Source organism: Shewanella sp. VB17 (assembly GCF_013248905.1).
Lineage (GTDB): Bacteria > Pseudomonadota > Gammaproteobacteria > Enterobacterales > Shewanellaceae > Shewanella.
Window position 1 is genome coordinate 713,609 of sequence record NZ_JABRVS010000001.1, and the last position, 14,753, is coordinate 728,361.

Annotated in this window: 15 protein-coding genes and 1 pseudogene; 10 read left to right on the forward strand and 6 right to left on the reverse strand. The window is 42.0% G+C overall.

Annotation, left to right across the window (positions count from 1 at the left end; translation table 11 throughout):
* Positions 1–54: 54 nt before the first annotated feature.
* The 4 genes and pseudogenes from HQQ94_RS03030 to HQQ94_RS23045 all read left to right on the forward strand — a co-directional run bounded on the left by HQQ94_RS03030 (position 55) and on the right by HQQ94_RS23045 (position 2,639).
* Positions 55–1,008 carry an NTP transferase domain-containing protein gene (locus HQQ94_RS03030; protein ID WP_173293029.1) on the forward strand — a complete coding sequence of 318 codons (954 nt, stop codon included), beginning with the start codon at positions 55–57 and terminating at the stop codon, positions 1,006–1,008.
* A complete protein-coding gene (locus tag HQQ94_RS03035) occupies positions 1,001–2,077 on the forward strand; it encodes an aminoglycoside phosphotransferase family protein (RefSeq protein ID WP_173293030.1) in 1,077 nt (358 codons plus the stop codon). Before HQQ94_RS03030 ends, HQQ94_RS03035 begins: the two co-directional genes overlap by 8 nt.
* Positions 2,078–2,240: 163 nt before the next feature.
* Positions 2,241–2,520, forward strand: a pseudogene (locus HQQ94_RS03040) (helix-turn-helix domain-containing protein).
* A complete protein-coding gene (locus HQQ94_RS23045) occupies positions 2,520–2,639 on the forward strand; it encodes a HipA N-terminal domain-containing protein (RefSeq protein WP_375335690.1) in 120 nt (39 codons plus the stop codon). The pseudogene HQQ94_RS03040 and the gene HQQ94_RS23045 overlap by 1 nt, the downstream one beginning before the upstream one ends.
* Before the next feature lie 804 nt (positions 2,640–3,443).
* Here HQQ94_RS23045 and HQQ94_RS03045 read toward each other — a convergent pair.
* Positions 3,444–4,307 (reverse strand): YicC/YloC family endoribonuclease, encoded by an 864-nt coding sequence (locus tag HQQ94_RS03045; protein WP_173293031.1) that lies wholly within the window; start codon positions 4,305–4,307, stop codon positions 3,444–3,446.
* Positions 4,308–4,506: 199 nt separating this feature from the next.
* Here HQQ94_RS03045 and rph point away from each other — a divergent pair, with 199 nt between their 5' ends.
* Both rph and pyrE read left to right on the forward strand, forming a co-directional pair.
* Complete coding sequence (gene rph, locus HQQ94_RS03050) at positions 4,507–5,220, forward strand: ribonuclease PH (protein WP_173293032.1); 714 nt, start codon at positions 4,507–4,509, stop codon at positions 5,218–5,220.
* 83 nt (positions 5,221–5,303) lie between these two features.
* A complete protein-coding gene (pyrE, locus tag HQQ94_RS03055) occupies positions 5,304–5,945 on the forward strand; it encodes an orotate phosphoribosyltransferase (RefSeq protein ID WP_173293033.1) in 642 nt (213 codons plus the stop codon).
* 48 nt (positions 5,946–5,993) lie between these two features.
* Here the strand turns inward: pyrE and folE are convergent, their stop codons facing one another.
* The 5 genes from folE to coaBC all read right to left on the reverse strand — a co-directional run bounded on the left by folE (position 5,994) and on the right by coaBC (position 11,416).
* On the reverse strand, positions 5,994–6,653 hold the full coding sequence (folE, locus tag HQQ94_RS03060; protein WP_173293034.1) for a GTP cyclohydrolase I FolE: 660 nt from the start codon (positions 6,651–6,653) through the stop codon (positions 5,994–5,996).
* Between the two features lie 237 nt (positions 6,654–6,890).
* On the reverse strand, positions 6,891–8,861 hold the full coding sequence (locus HQQ94_RS03065) for a S9 family peptidase (protein WP_173293035.1): 1,971 nt from the start codon (positions 8,859–8,861) through the stop codon (positions 6,891–6,893).
* A 162-nt stretch (positions 8,862–9,023) separates the two neighbouring features.
* The gene (slmA, locus tag HQQ94_RS03070; protein ID WP_173293036.1) at positions 9,024–9,617 is read right to left on the reverse strand and encodes a nucleoid occlusion factor SlmA; all 594 of its coding nucleotides are present in this window, start codon (positions 9,615–9,617) and stop codon (positions 9,024–9,026) included.
* Between the two features lie 120 nt (positions 9,618–9,737).
* Positions 9,738–10,196 carry a dUTP diphosphatase gene (dut, locus tag HQQ94_RS03075; protein WP_173293037.1) on the reverse strand — a complete coding sequence of 153 codons (459 nt, stop codon included), beginning with the start codon at positions 10,194–10,196 and terminating at the stop codon, positions 9,738–9,740.
* Complete coding sequence (coaBC, locus tag HQQ94_RS03080) at positions 10,193–11,416, reverse strand: bifunctional phosphopantothenoylcysteine decarboxylase/phosphopantothenate--cysteine ligase CoaBC (RefSeq protein WP_173293038.1); 1,224 nt, start codon at positions 11,414–11,416, stop codon at positions 10,193–10,195. Before coaBC ends, dut begins: the two co-directional genes overlap by 4 nt.
* A gap of 231 nt (positions 11,417–11,647) precedes the next feature.
* Here coaBC and radC point away from each other — a divergent pair, with 231 nt between their 5' ends.
* The 4 genes from radC to argA all read left to right on the forward strand — a co-directional run bounded on the left by radC (position 11,648) and on the right by argA (position 14,483).
* The gene (gene radC / locus HQQ94_RS03085; protein WP_173293039.1) at positions 11,648–12,325 is read left to right on the forward strand and encodes a DNA repair protein RadC; all 678 of its coding nucleotides are present in this window, start codon (positions 11,648–11,650) and stop codon (positions 12,323–12,325) included.
* A gap of 127 nt (positions 12,326–12,452) precedes the next feature.
* A complete protein-coding gene (rpmB, locus tag HQQ94_RS03090) occupies positions 12,453–12,689 on the forward strand; it encodes a 50S ribosomal protein L28 (RefSeq protein ID WP_173293040.1) in 237 nt (78 codons plus the stop codon).
* A 6-nt stretch (positions 12,690–12,695) separates the two neighbouring features.
* Positions 12,696–12,869, forward strand: coding sequence for a 50S ribosomal protein L33 (rpmG, locus tag HQQ94_RS03095; protein ID WP_011494790.1), 174 nt, complete (start codon positions 12,696–12,698; stop codon positions 12,867–12,869).
* Positions 12,870–13,163: 294 nt separating this feature from the next.
* On the forward strand, positions 13,164–14,483 hold the full coding sequence (gene argA, locus HQQ94_RS03100; protein WP_173293041.1) for an amino-acid N-acetyltransferase: 1,320 nt from the start codon (positions 13,164–13,166) through the stop codon (positions 14,481–14,483).
* The last annotated feature ends 270 nt before the right edge of the window (positions 14,484–14,753 follow it).

Consider the following 14,753-nt stretch of genomic DNA (forward strand, 5'->3'; position numbering starts at 1 on the left):
TGTAAATGGCAGTCTTTTTGACTGACATGCACAACAACCAAACTCTACTATTGAATGATTGTGAATAGCAAAAATGAAGCATTAACTTTAGTTATTATGGCTGCGGGTTTAGGCAACCGTTTTGGTGGTGATAAGCAGCTGGCAGCTTTTGGTCCCAATGGCGAAACCATGCTTGAGTTGTCCATACTCTCTGCCAGTCGCGCAGGATTCCTCTCCGTGGTGTTAATTATTAGGCCAGAGCTTGAGCAAGCTTTGGAAACTATTTTTTTGACCCGCTTAAAGGACAAGTTGCCAACTAATTTTAGGTATCAATACTGTTATCAGGCGATGGATGATCTTCCTGTTGCCGCGTTGGAAGCCTGCATCGATGTTAGCCATAGAGTGAAACCTTGGGGAACAGCTCATGCACTCTGGTGCGCACGCGATAAAGTAAACGGTAACATGGCAGTCATTAACGCTGATGATTATTATGGTGACACCGCTTTTGAGTTACTGGTGGCTGGTTTAAGTGAGTCAGAATTGGATTGGATGCTGGTCGCGTATCCCTTGTCTTTGACCCTCTCTGATCATGGCGGTGTTAACCGGGGAGTTTGTTTGGTTGAAAATGAACGACTGTTACACGTGACTGAGTGGACGAATATACGTCAGGATGAGTTGGGGCTAATTGGCAGTTTTAATGGCAAGGAAGGAGTCTTACCATCTTCAGTACCAGTCTCTATGACGTGCTGGGGGTTTACCCCTGATATATTTTTGGCGATTGAAGCTAAGTTAACTCAGTTTGTTACCTCTCAGGGTACGGAACCCAAATCTGAATGTTTTTTACCTGATGTTGTTCAGCAAGCGATGGTTGAGGGAGCTGATGGTAATGTGCTCAATCAAAAAATAATTCGAGTTAAAACGGCTCAAGAACCTTGGTTTGGGGTAACTTACGCTCAGGATGCTGCGTGGGTAAGGCAGCAGCTATCGGAACGATTAGATAATAAGTATAAGGAAATTACTCGTGATTGATTTTATTAGGCAGTCAGTTTTGCCTCATTTTAACATTCCAGCTGTGGGTACAAGCGTGTCTTTTTTAGGTAATGGTCATATTAACGATACTTTTTTGGTTCGTTGGAATATGGGAGAATTAGTGTTGCAAAAAATCAATACTAATGTCTTCAAAACACCGCATGCGTTAGTGAGTAACTCGCATAAAATTGCCGTTCATCTTGCTCAAAAATCGATTAATGATGAATACCAGTTAAGTGTCGCTGAGCCTTTATTAACACAAGATAAACGACTTGCAGTCGATCTTGGAGAGCATGGATTTTGGCGTGCTATCAAGTACCTAGCGCACAGTCATAGCATCGAAGTCGTCAGGTGTGAAGAGGAGGCCTTTGCCGCTGCTAAAGCGTTTGGTCATTTCTCTTTTGCGTTGAGGGATCTTGATGCGACAGAGCTCGAAGATGTTATCCCGCAATTTCATCATCTTCCTAATCGTATTATTCAACTTCAGCAAGCTGCAGAGCATGATAAGTTGCAAAGGTTAGAGGCTTGTCGTCCTTGGGTCGAATGGGTTTTTTCACAACAGTCATTGATGCAGGAGCTGGCAGAATTATCACCTAGATTGCCTTTAAGAACCTGTCACAATGATACTAAAATCAATAATATGCTGTATGACAAAAGGGATATGAGTTGCTTAGCTATTATTGATCTCGATACGTGTATGAAAGGTCATTTAATGTATGACTTTGGCGACATGGTACGAACCTTTACCTCACCAGAGGAGGAAGATTCTACGGTATTAGATAATGTGCATGTGCGGGAGCCCATTTTTGCCGCCATTTGTCATGGGTATTTAAGTGAGCTTGACTCAGTGCTTAGTGAAGATGAAAAATTGAGTTTATGGTTGGGTGCACGGGTGATTTGTTTAATGATCGGAGTGCGTTTTTTAACGGATCATCTTAATGGTGATGCTTACTTTCACATTCATCATGAAAACCATAATCTAGAGCGTGCTGCCAATCAGTTTACCTTGTATAAAAGCTTATTGGCGCAAGAGTCCGTATTAACCAGATATTTTAATTTGGTGCATTAACTGATTAGGTTGTCGGTACTGTTTCTTGTTTGTTGTTGAATTTTACTTATCACTGTAGCGCTATTGCTTACTTTGTTAGCAATAAATAGTCGTTGCTATGGGTTTTCTACACGCTATAGCGTGTAAAGTAGATTTAGCAATAGATTTTATGGGTAAAGAAATAATGAAGATGACTAACTCAAAGCAACTGAGTGCGTACCTTAAAGATGCACGCTTGAACATGAAGCTTTCGCAAAGCAAAGTGGGCAGTAAAGTCGGTATTCGTCAGGATACCGTTTCAATTTTTGAACAGAATCCAGATTCAACTAAATTAGACACGCTATTTAAAATTTTATCTGCTTTGAATCTTGAATTAGACGTCAAGGTTCAGAAATACTGAACTAGCAGACAATCGAAATGAAAAAACCATAATATCTAACCAAGAATGGAAGGAGGAGTGGTAATGGCTGTTCTCGATATTTATATGAATGGCTATTTTGTCGGCGAGTTGACTAAATCTGCCACAGGATCCCATCTATTTAAGTATGCACAGCAATGGTTAGATAACCTGAACTCGGGATAACGAGTGTCAAATGATTTTTGGTTTTTTCGTTTAAAATCAACAAGTTGAACTCTTGTTGGTTGTTGTTCACCCACTTGCTTAATACCGAAATTTTTGTCGATATCAAGGCGGGATTTCGTACGTAATAGCTGGCTATTACTAGAAAGCACAACAAAGATAGGGGCCAAAATAGCGATATTAAGCGGCGCTGCTTAACCTGAGCTCAGGTTAGATACATTAGGTAGCCGTCCTATATCACTCTCTATGCCACTCAAGAATCAACCCCTGAAAGCTTGAGTAATGCAGAGTTAGTTCAGAAGGTGCATCGCTGGAATGCTAGAAAAGCGCACATGAAACCCGCTCATATCCTCGCTGCTTGGCATCGCTTAAATCAACAAGGTTGGTTGCAGTTTAAAGCGCAAGTGTAAAATATGAATAACCCTAATATTTATATTTTATCAATGGTTTGTGTTGGTTGGCGCTGTGGGAAACTTATGTTGATTCAATCGACATGCATTGCAAACATGTTCACAAAACTTGATTCAATCGACATGTGTGGCACATATTCTAACTCATGAGGAGCGTCAATCTATTTTTTTACATGTATAAAAAACACCGCAATCTATACATGTTTAGTTGACGTATATAGAAAACGCGATTATCTATACCTATGCAACAAGTTATCGCAGGCTCGTTAACTCGAGCTTAGTTAAGTGAATTTTAATTTTTTTGCTCTGAATATTTCACCATCACCCAACTTAATAGGCAAATAAAAGCCCAGTGATAAACTGGGCCGATAGGACTAAGGTTAATAGACGGGAACTTTTACTCTACGTTCTGGATCTGCTCTCTCATCTGTTCGATTAACACTTTAAGTTCTACTGCGGCTGCAGTGACGTCTGCGCTGATTGATTTAGAGGCTAAGGTGTTTGACTCGCGGTTGAATTCTTGCATCATAAAGTCTAACCGGCGGCCTTGTGCGCCTCCTTTTTGAAGGATTCGTTGAGTTTCAGCCACGTGTGCGTCGAGTCGGTCCATTTCTTCGGCAACGTCCATTTTCTGAGCTAAGATAACCATCTCTTGTTCCATGCGTGCTGGGTCCAGTTCGCCGGTTATTTCAGCAAGGCGATTAATCAACTTGTCGCGCTGCCATTGCATAATGGTTGGCATGTGTTCGCGCACAATCGCGACTTGTTCGACGATGGCGTCTAGGCGGGTTTGTAGCATGACCTTGATGGCGTCACCTTCACGGCCACGTGCTTCGATGAATTGATCGATAGCATCGTCAAATGCACTGAGCAGCTCTTTGCCTAGGCTATCCATATCTTGCTCTGAACCAGACATGACCCCTGGCCACTTTAAGATATCAACCAGGTTGAGTTCACCTTGACCCGCTTCTTTTTTTAGCCAGTTCGCCGCTGTGACGAGTTGTTTGGCCAAGTCTTGGTTGAGTTGGAGTTCATTGCTTTGATTATCATTGAGATCGTATCTGAGGTTTACTTCAATTTTACCACGATTTAGACGCTTGCGTAGACGGTCTCTTAGCAGAGGTTCTAGGTTTCGGAAGTGTTCAGGTAGGCGTAGGTAAGTCTCTAAGTAGCGCTGATTGACTGAACGAATTTCCCAAGAGGCTGTGCCCCATTCTGCTTTGTGCTCGATACGAGCGTAGGCTGTCATGCTTTGGATCATGGGTGAGTATTCCAGTTTGTTTAAATCGTCAAAGTGAACAGCGATTATAGACGCCTTGAGTTGCGCGTCAAAGTAAACTCACTGAGCTTTACGTTCGAGATCGGAATATCGTGGCATCCATTGCCACAACCCCTTATACTGTGACCCCAAAATGATACCGCTCAAATCGCCTTTAGATTTACGAATACAGGAATTTCCTATGCGCCCAAGTGACAGAACGCCAGCTCAATCTCGCCCAGTGACCATTACACGTCAATTCACCGCTCATGCTGAAGGCTCTGTTTTGGTTGAGTTTGGTGATACTAAAGTACTTTGTACTGCTAGCTTTACCGAAGGGGTTCCTCGTTTTCTAAAAGGAAAGGGCCAAGGCTGGGTGACCGCTGAATACGGCATGTTACCTCGTTCGACTCATACCCGTATGGATCGCGAGGCGGCGCGTGGTAAGCAGTCTGGCCGTACTCAAGAGATCCAACGTCTTATTGGCCGTTCACTTCGTGCAGCCGTTGATATGAAAGCGCTAGGTGAAAACACCATAGTGATTGATTGTGATGTTATCCAAGCTGATGGCGGTACGCGTACTGCAGCCATTACCGGTGCTTGTGTTGCGTTAGTTGATGCGCTTAACTGGGCTCGTGGAAAAGGTATTTTGAAAAATAATCCACTTAAGTTCCTTATTGCTGCGGTAAGCGTCGGGATCTACAAGGGAGAGCCTATTTGTGATCTTGAATATATCGAAGATAGCGAGGCTGAGACCGATATGAATGTGGTGATGACCGAAACCGGTAAAATGATCGAGATCCAAGGCACCGCAGAAGGCGAACCCTTTAGCCATGAAGAACTGTTGAGTTTACTTGAGCTGGCTAAGCACGGGATCCGTGAGATTGTTGATGTACAGAAAGCGGCATTGAGTTAAATTTATCGAATTAAATAAATACCTAGTAGTATAAGAGCCCTTCAGGGTTCTTTTTATTACTGATAAATTGTTAAGGAGAGATTGTGAAAGCCTATCAGCGTGAGTTTATTGAATTTGCATTAGAACGTCAGGTATTAAAGTTTGGCGAGTTTACACTTAAATCTGGTCGTATTAGCCCTTATTTTTTCAATGCTGGTTTGTTTAACACAGGTCGAGATCTCGCTCGTCTTGGGCGTTTCTATGCGGCGGCATTAGTGGATTCTGCTATTGAGCATGATTTATTGTTTGGCCCAGCGTACAAGGGTATTCCTATTGCGACAACAACAGCAGTGGCCTTGTGTGAGCATCATGATATTGATATTCCTTATTGCTTTAATCGTAAAGAGAAGAAAGATCACGGTGAAGGTGGCAGTTTAGTTGGCAGTGAGCTTAAAGGGCGTGTCATGCTAGTTGATGACGTTATCACTGCAGGTACTGCTATTCGCGAGTCTATGGAAATCATCGCTGCCCATGATGCAGAACTTGCAGGCGTGTTGATTGCACTGGACCGCCAAGAGAAAGGCAAAGGTGAACTTTCGGCGATTCAAGAGGTGGAGCGTGATTTTGGCTGTCAAATTATATCGATTATCAAGCTAGGTGATTTGATTAATTACCTGTCTGAAAAATCGGGTATGGAAGTACAGCTTGAGTCTGTGAGCGCTTATCGCGACCAATACGGGATTTAAGCTGCATTGGAGTTCCTAGTCCTTAGTTTCTAGGAACTTATCTGTGATCTAATTACTCAAAAATTCGGCTCTGGTTGCTGGATTAGACTTGAAAATCCCTCCCAAGGCTGTGGTGGTTGTGGAACTCGTCGAGTCCATCACACCACGTGATTTCACACAGTAATGTACCGCATCCATCTTCACGGCAACATCTTGTGTTTCGAGTAGGGTCTGCAGGGCGACTAAGACTTGCTGAGTCAATCGTTCTTGAACTTGGGGACGCTGAGCAAAAAATCTCACGATGCGATTAATTTTTGATAGACCAATAATATTTTTACGCGGCAGGTAAGCTACAGTGGCCAAGCCATCTATGGTGACTAAATGATGCTCACAAGTACTGGTTAGGCTGATATCATTCACCTTGACCATTTCATCGAAGCCCATTTTATTTTCAATGACAGTGATTTTGGGGAAGTTAGCGTAATCGAGTCCAGAGAAAATTTCATCGACATACATTTTAGCGATACGACGTGGTGTATCGGTAAGGCTATCATCTGATAGGTCGAGAGACATTAGCGTTAAAATCTCTCTCATATGCTGTTCTATCTTAGTTTTTCGCTCGTCGGCGCTAAATTCGCTCGGCAGCATAGGCGTTTCGAGACCACGCGCTGATAGTGCTGTTTGCACTAGTTTGGCTGACTCACTGAGAACGGCTTCTTTTGATGTCATAAGTTCCTCCACTATCATCATGAGTGGTGATATTCAGTATTTCTTTGTCCGTAGACTTTGAGTTTCAACGAGTGTTTAGTTATCTCAGAAAAAAATATAGAGTGGTAACTATTCGCATTGAATTAGAGTAAAAGCAGGATACCGTTATTTGGTGTAAATATATACCATAAAAGCAGGTTACAAATAATAAAAAAGCCGATGATGGTCATCGACTTTTTAGCAGTACTGGGAGTATGGCTATTTGAGGTTTTGTTTAAGGAAATCTAACATTTTAGTAAAATATTTGGCTCGGTGTTGATCGTTATAAAAACCATGGCCTTCATCATCCATAATAAGTTTTTTAAACGGGTAGTTGTGTGCTATTAACGCATCTTCTAACGCTTCGAATTGTTCTATGGGCGCACGCTCATCCTCACCACCATGAACCAAGAGTAGTTTGGCTTTGAGCTTATCGATATTATGTGTCGGTGACATTGACGTTAATACCTGCTCATCTTCACCTAATACCTGTTTTAAGTAACGTGTACCAGACTCTCTTTCTTGTACATCTCCCTTCTTAAAAATGAGTGGGAGATCATACACACCAGCAAATCCGATAGCACATTTAAATAAATCAGGTTCAATGATGGCACTTTGTAGCGCTGAGTAGCCGCCAAAACTAGTGCCAGCAATACAAATTCGTTTTTTGTCGACTAATCCTTGCTCGATGACGTAATGCGTACCATCGATAATGTCATGCTGAATGGCCGTGCCCCACTTTTGATAACCCAGCGCTTCAAATGATTCACTGTAGCCACCGGAGCCACGGAAGTTGACTTGCAGTACTGCGATCCCTTGACTGGCGATTAATTGGTTTTGAGGATCGAATCCCCATGTATCACGGATACCGTGTGGTCCACCATGAGGATTAACGACTAAGGGCAGGTTTTTAGCGTCTATGCCATTGGGCAGGGTCAGATATCCGTGGATGTCGATACCGTCTCGACTGGTAAACTTGATGGGTTTTACCTCTGCCATCTCGGCCGGGTCTAGCCATTTTTTCTCTGATAATAGATATTCAAGTTTAACTTTTTTGGTATCAAACAGGTAATAATCTCCTGGATTGCGGTCATTAAACGCTTTAATAATGATTTTTTCTGCATCATGAGTTTGACTGACTACATGTATTTGGTGACCGGGGAGTGACGCCAGTAATTGCTTGGTGTATTTTGCAAACGGGTCATTGGTATCGATAAACTCATAAGTTGGATAACCATTTTCATACTCAACGGCATACATTTTTTTATTATTACGATTAATCGATACACGACTTGGACTAACAGCTTTATCCTGACTGACCTGTTGTTGAGTGCCGGTTTTTATATTTAATAAATAAACACCTGCTGGTTTTCCTGATTCGCTACCAGTGACATAGACGCTGTCTTTATCATCGCTAAACGCAATAGCGGTTAGATTGTCTAAATTATGCTGCAAATTAGTTGTGTTGTGCCATTCACTATCTTGTCGGTAAAACAATTCATAATGAATGTAATCTTTGGTGCCACTGACAAAGCGTACTTCTCCGTCATGATCGGTTAAAAAGCGGGAGTGACCAATGGGCGATCTGGTGATTTTTTTACGCTTCCCCTTATACACATCAACTCGGTAAACATCTTGTTTTTTTTCGTAGTCAACTTTTCGTGAGCCACCCCATGGAATAGCATTGACTAACATATAACGGTTATCGTTGGGCAAAGGATCTAAGATATGTGCTGTGGCGCGAATTGGGGTGTTTTTGGGAATATGTGAACCTGTTTGTTGTTCACCGCTGTTATAACCAAATAAGTACGTGGCTTTTGAGCCATTGGCATTGATAGCCATTAATTCGCCGTAATAAATAGGATGGTCTTGCCACCCTTTTAAATACTCCTTTTGCAGTACGAGGCGCTCGTTGTTGACCCACGCATAATCACCAACTTGAGCATTACTTGGAAAGAACACTGCATGATGTAATTCTTTTGTTTTGGCATCAAGTATCAACAGCTTATTTTTACCCTCATGTTTAGTGATTGCGCTAATGTAATCACCTGTGGGCGATATTTTCACATCAGTAAATTCAGCACCTCTGCTGAAGAGCTCTGCTGGAGATGGTGTATCTTCGGCAACGGCGTAGGATAATGATTCAATGCTAGCAAATAGCATGATAGCTAAGTACTTTATGAGTGACATACAACTTCCTTGTCAATTTGGTGTGGGTTGTGTTAATTGTTTCCGCAGCGAGGGTAGGGTAAAAGTATTTTTTTATCAATTAAAAATATTAATTTAACAAAAGTAACTGGGTGGGGTTGGTCGGTGGCAGTAAATTTAACTGCCACAAATCAAGGATATTATTTAGCTTTGAAGTAATTGTTGTTGGATAAACATCCATTGTTGTTCGAAATGTTGAGTGGGTTTTTGTTTAAATTCACTGCGAACAAATTGAGAGATCCGCCCTTCGGCAATGGCAAGGAGTAAATTAGCCAGTATGGCCTCATCAAGTGTAAAGCCTTTGCCTTCACGTAATGTTTTTTCACGTAATATTTGCTTTAAATGAGTTTCTATCTTAGAAAAAATTTGCCCTATTCGACTGCGTAATCTGTCATGTTCACCTAATAACGCATCACCGTTGAGCAGACGTGAAATGCCGGGATTGCGCTCAGCAAATATGAGTAATAATTGCAGTAAGTGCTGGCAGCGCTTCATGGTGTCTTTCTCTTCATCCATGATGAGGTTGATACGTGATAATAACGATTCTTCAATGAAATCAATTAAGCCTTCAAACATACGGGCTTTACTTGGAAAATGTCGATATAACGCAGCTTCAGACACGCCAACTTCAGCAGCGAGTTTTGCTGTGGTAATTCTTTGTCCTGGATTGGTTTCCAGCATCGTCGCTAAGCATTGGAGTATATGTTCGCGGCGATTCATTTTTGGGCTTGCAGCCATTTATTTTTCCTTCACTCTATACAGCAGGAGCTAGGTGATATCTTAGCCTGTACGTTTATTCTGCACTAGGTTAAGTCACTAATATTGTTTATAGTCTATTTACTAGGAGTCAATGTATTATTACTGAGTGCCTGAATGGCCGAAGCCGCCTTCACCTCGTAAAGAGTGAGTAAAGTTATCGACAAGCTTAAATTCAGCTTGTACTACAGGCACAAAAACTAATTGAGCTAGGCGGTCACCGATGCTTAAGTTAAATGGATGCTCTCCTCTATTCCAACAAGATATCATCAAGGGCCCTTGATAGTCTGAATCGATAAGTCCGATAAGATTGCCCAATACGATACCTTGTTTATGGCCTAATCCTGAACGGGGCAGAATTACTGCTGCTAGGCTTGGTTCGGCAATATGGATAGAGATCCCTGTGGGGATTAATATGGTTTCACCGGGTGCGACAGTGATATTGCTGTCAGTCATTGCTCGAAGATCCATGCCAGCACTGCCAGGTGTGGAATAACTGGGCAATGGATATTGGGTTCCAATACGAGGATCTACGATTTTAACTTCAATGGGTGTCTTCATTGCTGGTGATCTTGTGAAAACGTGATGCGATCTACAATCAGAGTCAACAGCTGACTGGCTAAGCGCTGTTTATCTGTTGCAGGTAAGTCTTGTTGCCCATCAGTCCAGATAACTTTAAGTGCATTTTGGTCTGCATTGAAACCTAATTCAGGATTGGACACGTCGTTTGCAGCGATCATATCGAGTTTTTTCCTTATTAATTTATCTTTAGCATAGTGCTCTACATCTTGGGTTTCTGCAGCGAAGCCTACGGTAAAGGGGCGCGGATGATGATTGGCAACCGTGGCTAAGATATCAGGATTTCGAATCAGTGCAAGTTGCATATCGTGAGTCGATTTTTTTATTTTATCTTCGGCTATCTTGTCTACTCGGTAATCGGCCACAGCGGCGCAACCGATAAAAATTTGATGACTATCGACATTGAGCATGACGGCATTGAGCATTTCTTGGGTTGATTGGACATCAATGCGGTTAATACCGGCTGGTGTGGGTAAATTAACCGGTCCTGCGACTAAAGTGACGTTTGCACCCATGGCTATGGCTGCTGTTGCTATGGCAAACCCCATTTTACCTGAGCTGTGATTAGAAATGTAGCGAACTGGATCGATGGCTTCTTGGGTTGGGCCAGCGGTCAGTAAGATTGACTGGCCTTGAAGTAACTTAGGTGCAAAAAACAGCTCTACTTGTTGTGCTATTTCCTGAGGTTCCTGCATGCGACCAGGACCCACTTCACCACATGCTTGACTGCCTGATGCAGGTCCCCAAACGGTGACACCACGTTTGGCTAGGTTAGCAAGATTATCTTGAGTTGCTTGATTGCGGTACATTTGCTGGTTCATCGCAGGGCAGATAATAATAGGGGCTTCAGTGGCTAAGCATGTTGTTGTTATGAGTTCGTCTGCCATGCCTGCGTTGATACGGGCGATGACATTAGCAGTCGCAGGAGCGACGATAACGAGATCCGCCCAGCGGGCAAGTTCAATATGTCCCATTGCAGCTTCAGCAGCGGTGTCGAGTAAATCAGAGGCAACCGGATAACCAGATAATGCTTGCAGTGTGAGTGGTGTGATAAATTCTTTGGCGCTTTGGCTCATGACGACACGAACATCGAAATGACGTTCTTTTAAGCGGCGGATAAGGTCGGCGGATTTGTAGGCCGCAATACCGCCACCAATGGCGAGTAAGATTTTTTTGTTTACCTGATTCTGACTCTGGTTCATAAGAAGTTGCTCAATAAGAAACGAAACAGTTGCTAATATTAATTGAGCCTAAGATATCACAAACTAATGAGCTGCGAGGAGTCTAGTTTTAAAAATGACAAGAAGAAAAGCGCCTATCAAAAAATGATGTTGTTAAGATGACGGGTGAGAAAGTCCACCATAATTAGAGGCAAGTCCTACAAACTGGTCCATACTCAACTTTTGAATAAAAAGTCACACAAGGAAGTCGTGATGGGAATTAAAGATTGGCCTGAAGGTGAAGGTCCCAGAGATAAGTTAATTAAGTTTGGTGTGTCTCAATTGTCCGATGCAGAAATTTTGGCTGTGCTCCTCAGAAATGGTTCACATGGGTTAAGCGCTGTGGAGCTTGCTATGAACCTAATAAATGAGTTTGGTGGGCTTAGAGAGCTGTTAGCAGCGTCACAATCACAGGTTTGTCACTTAGTTGGAATGGGGCCAGTTAAGTATGCTCAACTTCATGCTGCAGTAGAACTAAGTGGACGTGTGGCGCAACAAAATTTAAAAAGAGGCAAAATATTGAGTGATCCTGATTTAACTCGGGACTATTTAATGAGACAATTACGGGATCGTGCCTATGAAGTATTTGCAATTTTGTTGCTAGATAGCCAACATCGGGTGATTCAGTTTGTTGAATTGTTTCGTGGCACTATCAACTCTGCTTCAGTATATCCACGTGATGTAGTGAGCCTAGTGTTAGATAAAAAGGCCTCGGCTGTGATTGTTTGCCACAACCATCCATCAGGTGTTGCGGAGCCAAGTCAAGCCGATAGAAGAATTACTGAGCGATTAAAAAATGCGCTTGCAACTATAGATGTTTCTTTGTTAGATCATATGGTTGTAGGTGATTGTGAAATAGTTTCATTTGCAGAGCGGGGATGGATAGATTAACTATCCCTTGATCTTTATTTTTAGATCCTGTATAAAATGCGCCCTCTGTTGTGTGCCTCAGGCGACGGCCATATTCGAGGTACATTAATGCTCGAGCGTTATATATATTGTTTTGGAGAAGTTTGACATGTCAAGAGTATGCCAAGTAACTGGCAAGAAGCCAATGGTCGGTAATAACCGCTCACACGCTAAAAATGCAACACGTCGTCGTTTTTTACCTAACCTACAAAACCACCGTTTTTGGTTAGAAGGTGAGAAGCGCTTCGTTAAGCTACGTATCTCTACTAAAGGTATGCGTATCATCGATAAGAAAGGTATTGAAGTTGTTATTGCTGAACTTCGTGCCCGTGGCGAGAAGGTATAATAAACCATGGCAAAATCTAAAGGTAATCGTGAGAAGATCAAGCTAGTTTCTAGCGCTAAAACGGGTCATTTCTACACAACTGAAAAGAACAAACGTAACATGCCTGAAAAAATGGAGATCAAGAAATTTGATCCAGTTATTCGTCAGCACGTTATGTATAAAGAAGCTAAAATCAAGTAATTACTTGGTAATAAACTTCTTAAAAGCCCCTAAATTAGGGGCTTTTTTTTGTCTGTAATTTGCTTTTTATTGGCTGGATTTCAAAGCCCAGTATGCTGTATTGAATGATTTAGATATGCAAGTGTATGGACACATGAGGTAAGGCGAAGCAGTCAGCCAGAGCCGAGAATAATGATTAGCTTCAATATTTTTAGTAGACCGGGATGAAATTAAATGCTGTTAGTTTGAATTTAAATGCATTATTATTGATTTATTATTATGTCTGATAATTTATAAATTAAGTGAGATACTAGCGTGCGAACCACAGAACTTGTTGAAGGATTTCGTCAGTCTGCCTCTTATGTGAATGCTCACAGAGGGAAAACCTTTGTTGTGATGCTGGGGGGAGAAGCCTTAGCTAAAAATCAATTTCGTTCAATCATTAACGACATTGCTTTGTTGCATAGCCTAGGAATTAAAGTCGTATTGGTTCATGGTGCACGGCCACAAATCGATGCAGCATTGGCTGAAAGGTCACTGGTTCCTGAATATTATCATGGTGTACGCATTACCGAAGAAGAAACGTTTAAAGTCATCAAGCAAGTCGTAGGGAGTTTACAGCTCGATATTACCGCTAGGCTGTCGATGAGTTTGAGTAATACGCCGATGCAAGGTGCACAAATTAATGTGGTCAGTGGTAATTTTGTCATCGCACAACCACTAGGGGTTGATAATGGTGTTGATTACTGTTTGAGTGGTAAGGTGAGACGGATCGATGTTCAGGGGCTAAAGAGACAATTAGATAATAATGGAATTGTGTTACTTGGCCCCATTGCCGCGTCAGTAACAGGAGAAAGTTTTAACCTGACCGCTGAAGAGGTTGCCACCCAAATTGCTGTGAAGCTCAAAGCAGACAAGATGATTGGTTTTAGTTCAGAAAAAGGGATTTTAGACAGTACTGGCAAGGTGTTAGCTGAGTTAATGCCAAATGAAGCGCAACACATTTTAAATGACCTAGATGCTGAAACCAGTATCTGTGTTGGTACTAAGGCATTTTTAAAAGCTAGCATTGACGCTTGCCGAAATGGAGTGTCACGTTGTCATTTTGTAAGTTATTTAGATGACGGATCATTGCTACAGGAGCTTTTTTCTAGGGATGGAATAGGCACTCAAATTGTGACTGAGAGTGCAGAGAGGTTACGCAGAGCTAGCATTAGTGATATAGGTGGAATACTTGATCTTATTCGGCCATTAGAAGAGCAGGGGATTTTAGTTCGCCGTTCTCGTGAGCAACTTGAGGTGGAAATTGAACAGTTCATGCTTATTGAGCGTGATAACTTGGTGATAGGTTGTGCTGCATTTTACCCGTTCGAAGAAGATAGTGCTGGGGAGTTTGCTTGTTTGGTTGTTCATCCAGAATATCGTGATGCTGACAGGGGCAGTTTACTGTTAAATAACATTATAGGTCAGGCTAGAGTACGAGGTTATACACGTCTATTTGCATTAACTACGCGGAGCATTCATTGGTTCTTAGAGCACGGATTTACCATTGTCGAAGTTGATGAGTTACCGGATAAAAAGAAACAGCTCTACAATTACCAGAGAAAGTCTAAAATTCTTGCGCTTGAGCTTTAAGGCTCTATCTGTTGAGCACGCTGTAGCGTGCTCAGTTTCTCTTGTCGTTGATTCTAGCTAGTTTGTTAAGTTAGAGAAGGGACATTGGTTTACCATACCACTGCAAGTCGAGTGCATAACGAGGTTGTTATAGCAGTGTTTGAGCTCTTTATATTGACATGGTTTTATCTAAGCCATTGAAGTTGATTGATCTTATCTTGGTTCTCTTAAATATTTCAATATTTTTATATTTGTGTAGGGTAGTCAAGACTATAATAGCATTAAAAGATA